The organism is Pseudoalteromonas sp. US3C1013, assembly GCF_048401115.1.
GTDB lineage: Bacteria > Pseudomonadota > Gammaproteobacteria > Enterobacterales > Alteromonadaceae > Pseudoalteromonas > Pseudoalteromonas undina.
In genome coordinates, this window is sequence record NZ_CP183075.1 from 1305178 (window position 1) to 1322618 (window position 17441).

Here is a 17441-nt window from a genome sequence, read left to right on the forward strand (position 1 = left end):
TTAAAAAAGTGAGTAATAATATGAAGCCAATAAAACATGTCGTCATCGCAGGCGGTGGAACAGCTGGTTGGATAACCGCAGCACTACTTAATAAAGTGTTAGGTAAAGTAATTAATATTACCCTTATTGAATCAAGTAGCATTGGCACTATAGGTGTGGGAGAGGCCACTATTCCTCCTGTTATTGGGCTTAATAATGCGCTCGGTATTAATGAGCAAGATTTTATAAATGCTACTAATGCGTCTATCAAACTGGGTATAGAGTTCGAAAATTGGAAAACACCAGGGCATAGCTACATGCATGCATTTGGCTTGTTTGGTAAAGATTTTCCCTTTTGTGACTTTTATAATTTTTGGGTAAAAGGGCACATTAATGGCAGCGAGGACTCTTTATGGGATTTTTCTCTTAACTATCAAGCCGCTAAACAGCACAAATTTACGCTACTAAATACTATTCCTAATACTCAATTACCAGGGCTTAGTTATGCGTTTCACTTTGACGCCACTTTGTATGCTGAATATTTAAAAAATCTTGCATTATCACGCGGCGTTAAACACATTGATGCAAAAATAGAACGTGTTGAGCAATGCCCAGACACAGGTAATATCACCAACTTAACACTTGACGATAATAGCCAAATCCAAGGCGATTTATTTATAGATTGCACAGGCCAGCGCGCACTTTTAATTGAGCAAACTCTCAATACGGGGTTTGTTGATTGGTCGCATTATTTACCTTGCGATAGTGCTGTTGCAGTGCAATCAACAGGCAGCAACGAATTAAAGCCCTATACGCGCTCCATAGCACATGCCGCAGGTTGGCAGTGGCAAATTCCGCTACAAAATCGAACAGGTAATGGCTTAGTGTATTGCAGCCGTTATTTATCGGATGAGTCAGCAACCGCGCTTTTATTAAATAACTTACCGGGTGAGCCAACAACAAGCCCGCGTTTAATTAAATTTAAAACAGGTCGACGTTTAAAGCAGTGGCATAAAAATGTAGTCGCAGTAGGGCTCTCTAGTGGATTTTTAGAGCCCTTAGAGTCTACTAGTATTCACTTAATACAAAGTGCGGTCACACGTTTAATTAAGTTGTTTCCTCATAATGGGGTTAGTGATGCGTTAGTAACTGAATTTAATAAGCAAAGCATCAGTGAAATCGAGCATATTCGTGACTTCATTATTTTGCACTATAAATTAACTGAGCGAGAAGACACCCCATTTTGGCGTCAATGTAAGCAAATGGAAATTCCTCAATCGTTAGCGCATAAAATGGATTTATTTAAACAAACGGGCAAAGTCGTGCGCGAAAACGACGAGTTATTTGCAGAAGTAGCTTGGCAGCAAGTATTTATAGGTCAAGGCCTAATACCAAATGACTATAACAGTATTGTTGACTCATTAAGCAGTGAACAACTAACGGATTTATTCATAACGTTAAAAACCCTAATAAATTCAACGGTAGATAAACTACCTACTCATAAAGAGTTTTTAGCTAAGTTAAAAACAAACTAAGTGGCGTGACGTGGTGCTTTAATTGCGGGTTAATTGTCACTGAATATGGCTGTGAATACGTATGCAGCAACTGTAACCAAGCCTTACTTAGCTTTAGTATAAACCTATAACAACACTGAAATAAAAATGACACACACAATGAAAAAAAGATTTTACACGCCGTTGCTTATATGCAGCGCATTGCTGGTGCACGGTTGCAGTGATGACAAAGAGACAAAAACAGATTTGTTAGTTAAGCAAACAGACCCAGTTAAGCCAGTGGTATATCAAGTATTTACTCGTTTATTTGGTAACACCCAAACCGCTAATGTGCCATGGGGAACCAAAGAGCAAAATGGAGTTGGTAAGTTTGCTGATTTTAACGACGAGGCATTAAAAGGCATTAAAGAGCTAGGTACCACGCATGTGTGGTACACCGGCGTTTTGCATCATGCCTTAGTGGGTGATTACACTGAGTACGGTATAAAACAAGACGATCCTGATGTGGTAAAAGGGCGTGCAGGTTCGCCTTATGCAATAAAAGATTATTACGATGTAAATCCAGATTTGGCAATTAATGTTACCAATAGACTCGAAGAGTTCAGCGCGCTAATTGAGCGTACTCACGAGCATGACATGAAAGTAATTATTGATATTGTTCCTAATCATGTAGCACGAGATTATCACTCAATAGCAAAGCCTAACGGCGTGAAAGACTTTGGTGAGGACGATGATACCAGCAAGGCGTATGCTAAAAATAATAATTTTTACTATGTACCGGGTGAATCATTTAAAGTACCAACAAGCGACAGTTACCAAGTGTTAGGTGGCAACAAACACCCTTTAGCCGATGGTCAATTTAATGAAATCCCAGCAAAATGGACTGGAAATGGTGCACGTGCTCCAAAGCCTGATATAAACGACTGGTACGAAACAGTAAAAGTTAACTACGGTGTTAAACCCGATGGCAGCCTAGACTTTCCAACTTTACCTAAATCGCTTGAAAACCAAGATTACCGTGCACATTATGAATTTTGGCAAGATAAAGAACTGCCAAATAGTTGGTATAAATTTAGGAATATTGCCCTTTATTGGCTTGATAAAGGGGTTGATGGCTTTCGCTATGATATGGCTGAAATGGTACCCGTTGAATTTTGGAGCTTTTTAAATTCATCAATAAAAACACATAAACCTGATGCGTTTCTACTCGCCGAAGTATATAACCCGTTGATGTACCGTACCTATATTCACCAAGGTAAAATGGATTACTTGTATGACAAAGTTGGTTTTTACGACACCCTAAAAGGGATTATGCAAGGTAAGCAACCCGCTAATACGCTATTTAAAGCACAAGCAGAAGTGGCAGACATTGAACAGCACATGCTGCACTTTTTAGAAAACCATGACGAACAACGTATCGCAAGTCCTGACTTTGCTGGCAACGCTGCATGGGGTAAACCGGCTATGGTGGTTTCTAACTTAATTAGTCGTTCGCCAACCTTGCTTTATTTTGGTCAAGACGTAGGTGAAGATGGATCTGAAAACGCAGGCTTTGGTTCGCCTACACGCACTAGTATTTTTGATTACATTGGCGTACCAGCGCACCAAGCATGGATGAATAATGGCAAGTTTGATGGCGCAAATTTAACTCCTGAGCAAGCACAGTTACGTCAATACTATATCGCAATTATGGAACTTAATGGCTTACCTGCTGTTGTTGCCGGTGATATGGCACCCTTGATGGTAACAGGCAGTGATAGAGTGGTGGGTTTTGTACGCACCCTAGGGCAGCAATCATTGTGGGTGCTTAGCAACTTTAGTCAGCAAGCGCAAACAGTCACTATTACGCTCACGCCGAATCAAGCAACTATGCTCAAACCAAACTCAACGCTATACGACCTACTAGAGTCGCATAACGGTATTTTGGTGAGCGATGAGAAACAAAGTACAACCTTTACGCTGACCCTTGATGCACTCAGTAGTGCCGTTTTAACAAATAAGGCTGATCATGAATTATAACAACAAACCAACCTTAAGCTTTTGGCAAATATGGAATATGTGCTTTGGCTTTTTAGGCATTCAATTTGGCTTTGCACTGCAAAACGGTAACGTAAGCCGTATATTTCAAACACTTGGCGCTAATGTCGACGATATTCCTATTTTATGGGTTGCAGCGCCGCTCACGGGCTTAATTGTGCAACCAATTATTGGTTATTGGAGTGATAAAACTTGGGGCAAATTAGGCCGTCGCCGTCCTTTCTTTTTATATGGCGCTATATTAACCACGTTATCGCTTTTTATTATGCCAAATTCTCCCACGCTTTGGATTGCTGCGGGTATGCTGTGGATTATGGATGCCTCAATTAACGTTACCATGGAACCTTTTCGTGCTTTAGTAGGCGACAACTTGCCAAACAAGCAGCGCGCCACAGGCTATGCCATGCAAAGCTTTTTTATAGGTGTGGGAGCGGTGGTTGCATCAGCACTCCCTTGGATGATGACCAACTGGTTTGATATTGCTAATACTGCACCGATTGGTCAAATTCCTGATTCTGTAAAGTATTCGTTTTACTTTGGTGGGGTTATTTTATTTATTGCAGTTGGCTGGACTATTGTCACCACAAAAGAGTACTCACCTGAGCAGCTCGCACAATTTAATCAACAAGAATCACAAACAACACAAACCAATATTACTAATAGCGTTAATTTTACCAAAGGCGGCGTTATTTTTAGCGGCTTAGGTTTGCTTGTTTTAGCCACAGTATTAGGGCTGGATCTGGAAAAAGAACTTTACTTGCTGGCTGCTGGGTTAGTTAGTTTTGGTGTTATTCAATTTATTGCAGCGGCATTAAAAGCTAAACAGCACACTAGCGGCGGTTTTTATAATGTAGTGAATGATGTATTCACTATGCCTGAGGCGATGAAGCAATTGGCATGGGTACAATTTTTTAGTTGGTTTGCGTTATTTGCTATGTGGATTTATAGCACCTCAGCGGTTACTAGCTTTCATTACGGTAGTACCGACACCAGCTCGTTAGCCTACAACAACGGTGCAGATTGGGTGGGTATATTATTCGCTGCATACAACGGCTTTGCCGCGATTGCTGCTTTATGTATCCCGATCATCGTTAAACGCGTGGGATTAAAAGTAGCACATGCACTTAACCTTATTTTAGGTGCGTTGGGCCTAGCGAGCTTTATGTTCATCAAAGATCCCAGTTTACTTATTTGGCCAATGATAGGCGTAGGTTTTGCGTGGGCGTCTATCTTATCACTGCCTTATGCAATGTTAAGTACTTCAGTACCGAGTCATAAAATGGGCGTTTACATGGGCATTTTCAACTTTTTCATTGTGATCCCACAATTATTAGCCGCCAGCGTACTGGGATTAATATTACGCCACTTTTTTGAAAACCAACCTATTTACGCATTAGTACTGGGCGCTGTGTCGTTTGTACTTGCAGCGGTTGCGGTATTGCGTGTTAAGCACACTCAGTAAAGTAACGAGTAAACTGAAATTAATTAAGGCTTTAAAATGAAAAAATTAAATACAATTACCACCAGTTTATTAATGCTTGGTTTAACAGCTTGTGGCGCGCAGCAAGAGCCATCAAACAGCGCTGTAATGCAGGTATCGGCACCAGGTGCCCCTGGTGCAGAGCCATTTTGGGCTTATTCAGGCAAAACTGGTATTGGTACGTCCTTTGAGCAATACCAAAATGGTGCTTACAGCGACACTGCGGCAACTGGCACAGTGTCAAAAGTATGGTTCTCTATTGCAAAAGGTATGATCACCGAAACAATGTTTGGGCTTATTCACCAAGCGCAAATTAAAGACATGCAATTTGTTGTAGCAGGAAAAGATTTTACAGTCACAGAAGCTGACGATTTAGACGTTACCATTGACTACTTATACAAAGACGATGAAGGCCGCCCGTTATCATTAGCTTACAAAGTAGTAAGCAAAGATAAACAAGGCCGCTTTAGCCTCGAAAAACACATATTTACCGATCCTGATGGGCAAAGCTTATTTGTACGCAGTATTTTTAATACCGAGCTTGAAGGCGTTAAGGCATACGTAAGCGTTAACCCGTATGTTGATAATAACGGCCTTGATGATTTTGCTAAAACTACAGAACAAGGATTGCTGGCATGGCAAGACAACAGCTACCTTTCATTACAAGGTGCTCAGCCATTTAAACAAACAAGTGTTGGTTTTACAGGTGTGAGCGATGGTTTAAGCCAGCTTAAAACAACTCAGCAGCTTACTCAGGTTTATAAAAATACCGGTGAACAATCAGGTAATGTTAGCTTACTTGCAGAGCTGGGTGAAATTGGTGAAAACAGCCAGTTCGATTTAACCCTAAGCTTTGGTAATAGCGAACAAACCAGCTTTAAACAAGGCCAAGCTACGTTAGCCAAAGGTTACCAAGCGGTGCTTGATAATTACAACGGTAAAGGCGAAGCGCTTGGTTGGCAAGACTACCTGCAAAGCCTTGCACCGCTAAATAACATGAGCGAACAAACCGCAGATAACGGCAAATTACTTTACACCAGTGCCATGGTACTTAAAGCGCAAGAAGATAAAACTCATGCAGGTGCGCTTATTGCCTCATTATCTAACCCATGGGGCGAAACCGTATCGGCTAAAACAGGCTCTACTGGTTACAAAGCGGTGTGGGTGCGCGACTTTTATCAAGTTGCCATGGCGTTTATGGCCATGGGCGATAATGCGACCGCTAAAACCGCCTTCGAATACCTTGAAAAAGTTCAAGTAAACAGCAAAACCCCAGGCAATAAAGGCGATACAGGCTGGTTTTTACAAAAAACACATGTTGATGGTGAACTAGAATGGGTGGGCGTACAACTTGACCAAACAGCAATGCCACTCATGCTTGCTTGGAAACTCCATCAAGCTGATGTTTTAACAGATGCAGAGCTGAGCGATTGGTATAGCCGTATGTTAAAGCCCGCAGCAGACTTTTTAGTTGAGGGTGGTCGTGCAAACATTCTATGGAACGATACACAAATAACGCCGCCAGCCACTCAGCAAGAACGCTGGGAAGAGCAAGAAGGGTATTCTCCATCAACCACCGCCGCGGTTGTTGCTGGTTTAATTACTGCAGCCGATATCGCTAAACTAGCAGGTGATGATGCCAATGCAACACGTTACCTAAATACAGCTAAGCGTTATAACAATGATATTGAAAAATTAATGTTTACAACGACTGGTAATTTAGAGTCGAGTGCCTCAGATGGTGAATATTTTATTCGCATTGGCCAAGACAAAGACGCCAATTCAAATACTAAAATTAACGCTAATAATGGCCGTGAAGGATTTAATAAAAAGCAAATACTTGATGGTGGCTTTTTAGAACTCGTTCGCTATGGCGTACGCGATGCACTATCGCCTAGCATAGTAAAAACACTCCCAGAATATGATGACGAAACCCTAACAGATAACCTACAAGTTAAATACAGCTTTGAGTTTACTGACGGCAGCGGCACATTTGCAGGCTACCGCCGCTATGGTAACGACGGATACGGTGAAGACGAAGTAACTGGCGCTAACTATGCGCAAGGTGGTAAAAACAGCCCAGGGCAACGTGGGCGAGTTTGGCCATTTTTTACCGGTGAACGAGGTCATTACGAAATTGCCGCCGCAAATGCCAATAATAGTTTAGATGCAACAAAACAGCAGGCTATTAAAAATAGTTATGTAAAAGGCCTAGAGCAATTTGCTAACCAAGGCATGATGCTACCTGAACAAGTATGGGATGGTGTAGGCATTAATAAAGCGGGTTACACGTTAGGCGAGGGTACTAACTCGGCCACACCATTGGCGTGGACACATGCGGAATACGTTAAGCTAGTGCGCTCACTAAGCGACAAGCAGGTATGGGATCATTACCCAGTGGTAACTAAAGCACTAAAATAACCGCAAACTAACATAGCCGTAGTAAAATACGGCTATGTTATTTATTACAATAATAACGAGGCTGAAATGAAAAAATTTACCTTGAGCGCATTAGCATTAGCAATCATGCTAACAGGCTGCCAAAGCGCACCATCATTAAATAACGTCACGAATAACACCGAAACATCGCCACTAAATACTGAACAACAAGCAAATCCGTGGTGGGAAAACGCCATTTTTTACCAAATTTGGCCCCGCAGTTTTTACGACAGCGATGCTGATGGTCATGGCGATTTTAATGGTATGACCCAAAAGCTCCCGTATCTACAAGAGCTTGGCGTAAATGCATTGTGGTTAACCCCGATGTTTGAAGCACCTTCTTATCATGGCTATGATTTTACTGAATTTTACCAAGTAGAAAACGACTACGGCAGCATGGCAGAGTTTGAAGCCTTTATAAAAGCTGCTGACGACAAAGGCATGAAGGTCATACTTGATTTAGTTATAAATCATATATCAAGTAACCATGAATGGTTTCAGCGTTCAGCAAAACAAGAAGCCCCTTATGCAGATTACTTTATTTGGCGCGACGATATGCCAAAAGCCGGAAGTGGCTGGGGCCACGCATGGAGTAATAACGACCAACCCGATGCCGTATGGCATTGGAATGAAACTCGCCAGCAGTATTACTATGGTGCGTTTGGTGCCAGCCAACCTGACTTGAATTTACGCCATCCTGATGTTGTTTCCGAAATGGAAAAAATGGCTAAGTTTTGGCTTGATAAAGGCGTTGCAGGGTTTAGATTAGACGCAGTACGTTTTGCAATGGAAGGTGGCGCAGATGCGCAAGCCGATACCGACGAAACTATTGCATATTGGCAGCACTTTAACCAATACGTAAAAAGCGTTGATCCAGAGGCGTACTTAGTAGGTGAAGCATGGGCTGACATTCCCGTTGCGGCAAAATACTTTGGCGAAGGTAAAGGCCTCGATCAAGGCTTTGATTTTGAAGTTGGCTATAAAATATTGGGCTTATTAAAACCCGATGCCAGTGGTGAAGCGCAATTTGGCACCATGCAATCTAACCAAAAAATCAATGCAGTTGATGCCAATGTGCTCAAACAAAATTTACAACAGCGTATTGATTCAACTGCGCCACTTGATTTTTTTGCACCGTTTTTAACTAATCACGACCAAGAACGTGTTGCTTATCAACTTGCAGAGCACGACGATAAAGCAAAACTTGCTGCTGCCATGTTATTTAGCTCTCCTGGCACGCCGTATATTTATTACGGTGAAGAGATTGGCCTAACACAAGGTGGCACAGGTCACGATGTGTATAAACGCGCACCAATGCAGTGGAATAACAGCAACCAAGCTGGTTTTACTCAAGCTCAAACAAGTTGGGTTGAGCAGGCTGAACTGTTTGGTGATAACTACACCCAGTGGTGGCCTGAATATTTAGCACAGCAAATTAATGCTGCTGATCGCAATGTAAAAGCGCAACAAGCACAATCTAATTCACTGTGGCGTTTATATCAGCACTTAATCGCACTAAAAAAACAGCGCCCAGAGCTGGGCATTAAAGGCAGTTATGAATTAATACAGCATAACAATGGCCTAGTTGAAATAACCCGCGAGTTAAACGGCAGTAAAAGTATGTTTGTGCTTAACTTAACCGCTAACCCACAAACCATCAGTAGTATTAAACGCGATGGGTTAACGCCTAACTGGCAACACGACCTCAATGACGAGCAACTCGCTGGCTATGGTTTATTGTTACTAAACAACACACTATAAATAAAAAACACACAAAAGGGCTAACATACGTTAGCCCCTTTTGGTTAAAGTGCTTTTATTGCATTGCCCCAAGTTATAGCTCATTTTTAAAGTTTATTAGATTAGATAAAAGTCCTTTAAATTCATACTTTATAATATTTTACTTAGTGGGCTAATTACCCCATTCGCGCCTTGTTGTAAAACATGCGTATATATTTGCGTGGTGCGAACATCGCTATGGCCGAGTTGTTCTTGCACGGTGCGTATATCTGCACCAGATTCAAGTAAGTGGGTAGCGAACGAGTGCCGTAGTGTATGGCAGGTAACATTTTTTTGAATTTTTGCCAGCTTTGCTGCCTGTTTAATTGCTTTACGAACCGTTGTTTCATCAATATGGTGGCGACGCAGTTTTTTACTTTCTGGGTCAATGCTTAACTGGGCAGAAGGAAACAAATATTGCCAGCTCAGTTCATAAGGAGCCGCTGGGTATTTTCTAGCTAATGCATTCGCAAGCCAGACACCGGCATAGTCTGTTGCTTGTTTGTCTCGATGCCAGTAGTCATTTACCAAGTGACTTTGGCTGCGCAACAACGGCAGTAGTTCAAGTGCTAATGTTACTCTGCGGTTTTTATTGCCTTTGCCCTGCCAAATCATTAATGAGACATAGTCATAATCGACATCTTTAACCCGTAGTCTTACAGCTTCCATTAAACGTAGACCACTACCGTAAAGTATCTGAGCGATAAGTTTATACTTAGGATCCATTGCCAATAATAAGCGCTGCATTTCTTCACGGGTCAGTACTACAGGTAATTTAGGTGGCACGAGTGATTTATTAAAATTCATTTCAAGTGATAACGGTCGACTAATAATATGACGGTATAAAAATACCAAAGCATTTAAAGCCGTTGCCTGAGTTTTCATTGCAACATTACGCTGATTACTTAAATAAGATAAGAATTGCTCAACCTCCGACTCTGCCAATTGCGCCGGATGTTTTTTACCATGGTATAAAATGTAAAATTTTATCCAATATTGATAAGTGTCTATAGTACGCTTGGCATAACGACGCGTTATCATAAAGTCACGGATTGATTCTAAAAAATATAGAAGCCATGATCTGCTCTAGCTGGTACTGTATATAAAAACAGTGGTTGTATTTAGTTTTTTTTCAACAACTCGCAGGATTATTTCTTGTATTTTACAACAACAAAAAAACAACAAATATAAATCCCTTGATTTACATTTAGATACAGAGTTAAACTTAAAGCATTAAAAAATCAAAGGATTTTATGTCTACAACTTGCGGGTTTAGATCCTTTGAATAAGCTGTTATGTGAAAAGGAAAGATATGAGTAAACCTTCAAGGTGTTTTATTTCTTACTCGCATGATAACGAACCACATAAAGAGTGGGTTCTTGATCTTGCTACAAGGCTAATGTCAAATGGCGTAGATGTGATATTAGATCAGTGGGACTTATACTTAGGCTCAGATCTACCTTCGTTTATGGAAGGTGGTTTGTCCGGCGCTGACCGTGTTATTGCCATTTGCTCTGAAAATTATGTAAATAAAGCAAATCAAGGAGTTGGTGGCGTTGGTTATGAAAAAATGATTCTAACTGCTGATTTGATGAAAAACATTAATTCAAACAGAGTCATTCCTATAATCAGAAGTAATGAGTCTGAGAAGACAACACCTACATTTTTATCTACAAAACTATATCTAAGCTTCAAAAATGATTCAGATTTTGAACAGTCGTATACCGACTTGATAAAAGAGATTCATGGTGTAACTGTTAAGGCCAGACCTCCTATTGGCAGAAACCCTTTTGCTGAAACAGAGAGCCCAATAGCTGCTGAAACTGCTTTAAAGAAAGCACAATATATTTCAAGCGCCTTCGAAGGAAGAGTGCAGTTTAATTTCGATAATAACAATAAAACCTATCACATTGGAGCAGGCGAAGCTTTGTTCGATGTAAGATTTTCTGGAGCAAGTAATAGCTCTATTTATGTTTACAACGATCCTTCAAATATTGAAGGAGTTGCTTTGTTTGAAGGAAGTGAATTTTCCGAAGTAGGCGATGCCTCGAAACTCGATTATACATCGAGAACACGCACTCCGCATGTAGGGCAAATTGTTTCACTTGTTAATACGAATGGATACTTTGCACTTATTAAAATCGAGTCGGTACAAACTCGAAGCCATGGTGCGGCAGAATCAACTGTTGGTTTTTTATACAAAATTAATGAGCTGAAGCAATCAATATTTTCGTAATTTTCACATAACAAGCAATTCCAGGTGACGCCTACGGCGCACCTGAATTGGGCGTTATAAGCAAAGGAAGCTTTGGTGGATATTTATAGTAAGGCTAGTAACAAATTAAAAGAACTTGGTATAGAGAACCTTAATTCTCGACCTTACGATTGTGCTTATTCTGTATTAGACAAAGATAAAAATGAAAAGAAACTAATTGTTGTTGGCTTTAATGGTTCAAATGCTGATCTTGAATGGACAAACCTTAACTCTCTTGAACATGGTAAGGAAAATCCTGATGAGTCAAATGTTTTAAATGGGCTCAATGGAGCATGGCTTTCCACAACATTACCTAAACGGCTTATATCACTACCTGCAGAATTAGGTTTCCCAGTTAATTCTACAATTTACACAAATGCTATTTTATTATGTTCTGAAAATGCTAATGCAATTAAGAAGAAAGCAAAAGAGGTCGGTTTTTCTCATGTGAATAAATTAATAGAAAAATCTCTAGATTTCTTTGAAGACATTACAATTGCTGAATCTAGTCCAGAATTAATAATATGTTATAGCAACAGTATGAACGACTTATCAGCATCTAGCATCCTTTACGAAAGATTTGCTGTTAGTGAAATCGAAGTTTTAAATAATAATGTTTACTATAAAACCTTTTCATTTATGTCAGAAATAAATGGGGAAAAAATACCTGTAGTTTGTATAAGGCATATGTCACGTTTCAAACCATGTATCGATTCAATAAAAAAGGCTTGGAAGCATCAGTTAAATTGCTTATAACAAGCTAATTAATAAGGACAAAAAACAGTTGGCTGTTTTCGTTCCTCAACATTTTAGCCAACAAATTTTTGCCCATTATTAGGGCGTTATAAGCATTAAAGGATTTGCAGTATGCTGACTGTTCAAGAGAAAATCAGGCTATTAAAAAAATTACTAGATAAATCAAAGACAGTCACGGTTGAAAAAAGTGATGATCCAAACTTTAAAGCTTGGAATAATTTAGTAGAAAGGACTCTCATTAAGGTTTTTGGAAAGGAGTCTACAGAATTTGAACATTTCAATAGTTTAAATTTCTTTTACTTTTCGTATATTCTTGATAGTAGAGATGATACCCATCGTCATTTAAAGTGCTTTCGAGAAGACTTTAAAATGTTACTAACATCTATTGAGCAATATATTGAAGAGCTTGAGGAGTTATCACCTCCAGCATCTGAACAAAATAACTCTCTGACTTCCAATAAAATATCTAAAGTCTTTATTAGTCATGCGACTGCTGACGCAGAGGTTGTCGAAGAAGTTATCGATATTCTAGAGACTATTGGTTTGGAGTCTAATCAAATTTTTTGTACCTCTTTTGAAGGTTATGGTATTGATTTAGGTGAAAATTTTTTAGATGCGATTAAAGAAGAACTTTCTTCTGATTGTTTAGTTATTTTTTTATTATCTAAAAAATTCTATGAAAGCCAAGTATGTTTGTGTGAAATGGGAGCTACTTGGGTTTTAGCTAAAGAGCATATACCCGTCCTAATTCCACCTTTGGATTTTTCAGATGTAAAAGGAGTAATTCCTTTAACTCAGGGTTTTAAAATTAATGAACCGCTAAAACTAAACATATTTAAAGATAAAATTGAAAAAGCCTTTTCCATCCAATCATCTTTGACAATGTCTACATGGGAAAGAAAAAGGGATAGGATATTAGCTCGGATAGAAAAAGCAATTGAGTAAAATGCTTATAACAAGTTGCTTAAACGGACAATGCTCCTCACCCGTTTTAGTGGACACCTCCTCATTACTTTGAGGAGGCTAAAATGCCTAGATATACCCAACCTAGAAAGACATGGTTTTACCCAGTTAATTTTAAAATCAAAGCAGTCGAACTAAGCTTACGAGACGATGTCATGTCAAAGGACGTTGCCGAGGCGCTAGATATTCATCCGTTAATACTGAGTCGTTGGCGAAAAGAGTATCGAGAAGGTAAGTTTAAAAACGTACCGCGCTATCAAAGCAACAATGAAACAATGAGTAAATTCCCAACAAAAAAAAGCTGGATAACATTCAAAAGCTTAAGAAAGAAAATGAGCGTCTTAAGCAGGAGAATGACCTGCTAAAAAAGTGGCAACGGTATCTGGCGGAAGTACATCAGAACGATTTGGATTCATCCAAAAATTCGGACAAGCCTTAGGTGTAAAATACTTGTGTTCTTGGCTTAATGTTTCGCGTAGTGGGTTTTATGCTTGGCGTGACAGAACAGTGTCAGCTAGAGCGCTGTCAGATGCTAATTTGTTGTTGAAGATAAAGCACGTTTTCAATGTAAATCATCAAACCTATGGTAGCCCACGCGTATTTCATGCGCTAAAAAAAGAAGGTATAAACACAAGCCAAAAACGTGTTGCCCGCTTAATGCGAGAAAACGGTTTAAGAGCCAGAGCTCTTAAGACTTACAGCAAACCGGCGAAGGTGAAGTTCTTTTATAAAGAGATAGAAAACAAACGCAAAGATAGTGAAAAGGCCACGGGGATCAATCAGCAATGGTCTGGCGATATTACGTATTTAAAAGTCGGCGCTCGTTGGCATTACCTTGCTGTGGTTATCGACTTATATTCACGTCGAGTAATCGGCTGGGCGTTTGGTAAAAACAAAACAACAGACCTTACGTTAAAGGCGCTAAGGCTTGCGATAAAGAAACGACAGCCAACAGAGAGTGTATTATTTCACACTGACCGAGGCGCAGAATACCGTGCTCACGTTGTACAAAAGTATTTGGCTAGCAAAAACATCAAAGCCAGTATGAATAGGCCTGGGTGCTGTACTGACAACGCAGAAGTCGAGTCGTTCTTTTATTCGCTTAAAGCAGATTTAATTCGAGGAAATAAATTTGAGAGCAGCGGTAAACTATTATCAAAATTAAAGGTTTACCTAAATTATTTTTACAATAGACAGAGATTGCATTCGAGTTTAGGATATAAATCACCTGCCGAGTTTGAATTGGCAGTTAATTGAAACGTGGACGGTGTCCACTTTATCGGGTGAAGATCACAAAAAACAGTTGGCTTTTTGTTCACTCCGTTCACTTATTTTAGCCAACTACTTTTTGCCTGTTAATTAGGCGTTATGTGAATCTCACGGTAAGGAGTACCAATGAACAAATATATTTCAATTCTAGCTATTTCAATCTCTCTAATTTCAACCATTGCTTTTGCGAGTGATGATAAATTTGATTATGAGAATTTTGTTAAGCAATACCATCAAGCAATGACTAATACACAACAACCAGGAGCATCTAAAGAAGACTTAGAGATTTACTTGTCATTCTTAACTGATGATGTTGGTAATCAACATTTTCCTAACGCGCCAGATGACTCAAGAGAGGCTAATGGTAAAAAACTAATGCGTGAAGGTATGTCACGTTATTTAGGTGTTCATACAGAGTATGAAGCTAAAATTCTTGAGTATATTGTCGGTTATAACTCTATTGCACTTAAACATACTTTCTCTGCTAAAGGCTTACGCTCCGATGGCTCTGAGTTTAGTTACAGTAAAGTGGTACTCGATGTTTTAGAGTTAGAAAATGGTAAAGTATCTGTAATTCGCAGATACGGAAAATAATTCACATAACAAGTATGGTGAGTCAAAAGGGGAAGTTTTATATGAAGCGAATGGTATAAAATAATGCAATTAATTGATCCATCTTCCATTCAAGTCATTTCAGCATACTTTTTTTTCGGTGGTTGTATAGGTGTTTTTATTTGGATTGGTTTGGTTATTTACTTAAAAACTAAGTGGTTACCATTACTCGAAGAAACTCTTGATGATGGTGTTAAGTTTTATAGCCTTAACATCTTTTTATCCGCTAGCGGAATTCTACAATACGCTACGGTTTTTATTTGGTCCTTTCATGCTAAGCGTTACGGAATGTTTGAAAAAAGGCAGAGTATACCTAAACATATTCAAAAGTGGTTTGTTTTTGCTTTTTTTTGGTTGATGTTTAGTGGGGCATTAATAGTAATATCTGCTGTTATTACTTAAGTGTATGCTCAATAAAATAAACTTATAAGATAATTGGATTTCTTACATATACAGAAGTAAGAATGTATTTAGGAATTTAATTATGATTAAGTTTATAGCTGGCAGTTAGGATGGGCGTCATTGAATTCTTTATGTGAATGTTTATTCATGTTAACGTTTGTCGTTTAGTTAATTGACAAACTAATTATGGCTCTAGCATTGAATTAAGCTAACACCGTGTGGGAGTCATTATCTATAGGCATCTACGCAGGATACTTAATGGAGCCAGATTACCAAAACTATAGCCTCCAAGAGTTATTGGAGGCGCGCAGCTCAATTGATCAGCAAGCTTACCCACTTCGGTATTTTAAAATTTGCCAACAGATTGAGGTTGCGGCCAACAAGCCTCAAGAACGACAAGTTCTCAAAGACCGTGACTTTTTTTCTAGGCTCGTTTTCGTAAAAGTCATCACATCTTTGCTCAGCATAATTTTAGCTAGCAAATTATATTATGCTTTTTCGGAGGGGTATATTTCTTGGAAAGGAAATACTGACTATTTTGTCCAACAAAGTCCGCAGACATACTATTTTCTTGTTGCAGTGCATTTTTTCTTTTTAGGCATTTTTTTAGTTTTAGTATTTACAAACTGGTGGATTAAAAAGCACACTGCCAAATAAAGTTTTAGATTCGAATTTGCTCTTTCCCCCGCTTAAGTTGACTCTAGATCATAGCAACCCATTTTTAGTTTAAAATAAACTGTTGACATAATATGTCGTGATGGTTATTTTTAATACATAATATTAAAAGGAAAACTAAAATGGAAATTTGGAATTTATTTACTGATTTGATCGTGCAATCAATCACCTTTTTTACTCAAGATGTGGGCGTAAGCCAAGCGGCTGCAATTATTTTGTTTACCGTTATTGGGCGATTAGTTTTAATGCCGATTAACCTTGTCGCTATGGCTAATATGGTTAGAAATAAAAAAGCAATTGCCGCACTAAAACCTGAGCTAGATAGCATAAAAAGCAACCATAAAGACCAGCCCAGTGAAATCGCAAAGTTAACTATGGCGCTGTATAAAAAGCACAACATTAAGTTTATCGATAAAAAAAGTGTGATTAATATGGCAAGCCAAGGGGTATTTGGCCTTGGAACTTTTCAAGCTCTGCAACAAATTGTATTTACTAGTAAGTTTGCCTGGATTGCCAGTATTGCAAAGCCTGACATTGCGCTTTCCTTACTAGTGGGAGCTATTACATATCTATCTATGATGATGATGCCAGGTAGCGTAGAACAAACCAGCACTTTATTGTTCCTAATTCCCGCAATTATTTGTGTGGTTACTCTGGTTAACTTTCCTTCTGCAATTGGTTTATACTGGGCTGCATCAAGTAGTACTAGCTTGTTGCAGTCATTATTAGTAAATAAATATTTTAAAAACCAGCAAGCACAACAAGTTTTGTAAAGGTCGCTAAACAAAGGAATGGCAATAATGAATATGTGTTATCAGCCCACAGCCGATTTAATGGCTTCTGCACAGTTAACCTATACCAATATGCGTGGATATTATGGGCATTATGGTGTTGATTGGCAGCAACTTAAAATATGTGAGCAAATTTCAGACCTTGAAAATTGGGATGTTTTGTTAAATGGCGATGTAGTGGGTGCAATGCGCTTGGCTTTTGATAATGAGGGTTGCTATATACGTGACCTACAAGTAGATGCTGCGTTTCAAAATATGGGTATTGGTGCTGCAGTAATTAATGAGGGTGCTCGTTTAGCTGTGCACAGAGGTGCTATGCAACTTAGGCTTCGGGTTTTTAAAATAAGCCCTGCGCACAAGCTTTACACACGTTCAGGTTTCAGCATAGATAAAGAAGACGACAGATTTTATTATATGTCTAAAAGCTTAGTTTAATGGCTGTGACTTTTATTTTAAAAAATTAATGTTGCTCAGTCACTGTAGATTAATAT

14 protein-coding genes and 1 pseudogene are annotated in these 17441 nt (G+C 39.1%); 14 read left to right on the forward strand and 1 reads right to left on the reverse strand.

From position 1 onward, the window contains the following. Positions 1-20: 20 nt before the first annotated feature. From ACNSN2_RS06015 to ACNSN2_RS06035, 5 genes are all read left to right on the forward strand, one after another. Positions 21-1514, forward strand: coding sequence for a tryptophan halogenase family protein (locus tag ACNSN2_RS06015; protein ID WP_418608777.1), 1494 nt, complete (start codon positions 21-23; stop codon positions 1512-1514). A gap of 138 nt (positions 1515-1652) precedes the next feature. After that, positions 1653-3512: an alpha-amylase family protein gene (locus ACNSN2_RS06020; RefSeq protein WP_418608778.1), complete on the forward strand. Its 1860-nt coding sequence runs from the start codon at positions 1653-1655 to the stop codon at positions 3510-3512. After that, positions 3502-4992: an MFS transporter gene (locus ACNSN2_RS06025; RefSeq protein WP_075169306.1), complete on the forward strand. Its 1491-nt coding sequence runs from the start codon at positions 3502-3504 to the stop codon at positions 4990-4992. Before ACNSN2_RS06020 ends, ACNSN2_RS06025 begins: the two co-directional genes overlap by 11 nt. A gap of 36 nt (positions 4993-5028) precedes the next feature. Continuing rightward, complete coding sequence (locus ACNSN2_RS06030) at positions 5029-7431, forward strand: glycoside hydrolase family 15 protein (RefSeq protein ID WP_418608779.1); 2403 nt, start codon at positions 5029-5031, stop codon at positions 7429-7431. 66 nt (positions 7432-7497) lie between these two features. Beyond that, on the forward strand, positions 7498-9210 hold the full coding sequence (locus tag ACNSN2_RS06035; RefSeq protein ID WP_418608780.1) for an alpha-amylase family glycosyl hydrolase: 1713 nt from the start codon (positions 7498-7500) through the stop codon (positions 9208-9210). Positions 9211-9339: 129 nt separating this feature from the next. Here the strand turns inward: ACNSN2_RS06035 and ACNSN2_RS06040 are convergent, their stop codons facing one another. After that, on the reverse strand, positions 9340-10281 hold the full coding sequence (locus tag ACNSN2_RS06040) for an integron integrase (RefSeq protein WP_418609048.1): 942 nt from the start codon (positions 10279-10281) through the stop codon (positions 9340-9342). Between the two features lie 259 nt (positions 10282-10540). Here ACNSN2_RS06040 and ACNSN2_RS06045 point away from each other — a divergent pair, with 259 nt between their 5' ends. The 9 genes and pseudogenes from ACNSN2_RS06045 to ACNSN2_RS06085 all read left to right on the forward strand — a co-directional run bounded on the left by ACNSN2_RS06045 (position 10541) and on the right by ACNSN2_RS06085 (position 17385). After that, positions 10541-11464, forward strand: coding sequence for a toll/interleukin-1 receptor domain-containing protein (locus ACNSN2_RS06045; protein ID WP_418608781.1), 924 nt, complete (start codon positions 10541-10543; stop codon positions 11462-11464). Between the two features lie 75 nt (positions 11465-11539). Continuing rightward, positions 11540-12238, forward strand: coding sequence for a hypothetical protein (locus ACNSN2_RS06050; RefSeq protein ID WP_418608782.1), 699 nt, complete (start codon positions 11540-11542; stop codon positions 12236-12238). 111 nt (positions 12239-12349) lie between these two features. Continuing rightward, positions 12350-13183, forward strand: a complete 834-nt coding sequence (locus ACNSN2_RS06055) for a toll/interleukin-1 receptor domain-containing protein (RefSeq protein WP_418608783.1) — start codon at positions 12350-12352, stop codon at positions 13181-13183. 83 nt (positions 13184-13266) lie between these two features. Beyond that, a pseudogene (locus tag ACNSN2_RS06060) lies at positions 13267-14458 on the forward strand (IS3 family transposase). Between the two features lie 138 nt (positions 14459-14596). Continuing rightward, entirely contained in the window at positions 14597-15064 is a 468-nt protein-coding gene (locus tag ACNSN2_RS06065; protein ID WP_290157684.1) for a nuclear transport factor 2 family protein, read from the forward strand. Between the two features lie 63 nt (positions 15065-15127). Then, complete coding sequence (locus tag ACNSN2_RS06070; RefSeq protein ID WP_178955971.1) at positions 15128-15484, forward strand: hypothetical protein; 357 nt, start codon at positions 15128-15130, stop codon at positions 15482-15484. Positions 15485-15742: 258 nt separating this feature from the next. Continuing rightward, positions 15743-16141, forward strand: coding sequence for a hypothetical protein (locus ACNSN2_RS06075; RefSeq protein ID WP_418608785.1), 399 nt, complete (start codon positions 15743-15745; stop codon positions 16139-16141). Positions 16142-16281: 140 nt separating this feature from the next. Continuing rightward, positions 16282-16932: a YidC/Oxa1 family membrane protein insertase gene (locus ACNSN2_RS06080; protein WP_054200831.1), complete on the forward strand. Its 651-nt coding sequence runs from the start codon at positions 16282-16284 to the stop codon at positions 16930-16932. Positions 16933-16959: 27 nt separating this feature from the next. Next, on the forward strand, positions 16960-17385 hold the full coding sequence (locus ACNSN2_RS06085; RefSeq protein ID WP_418608786.1) for a GNAT family N-acetyltransferase: 426 nt from the start codon (positions 16960-16962) through the stop codon (positions 17383-17385). Positions 17386-17441 lie beyond the last annotated feature (56 nt).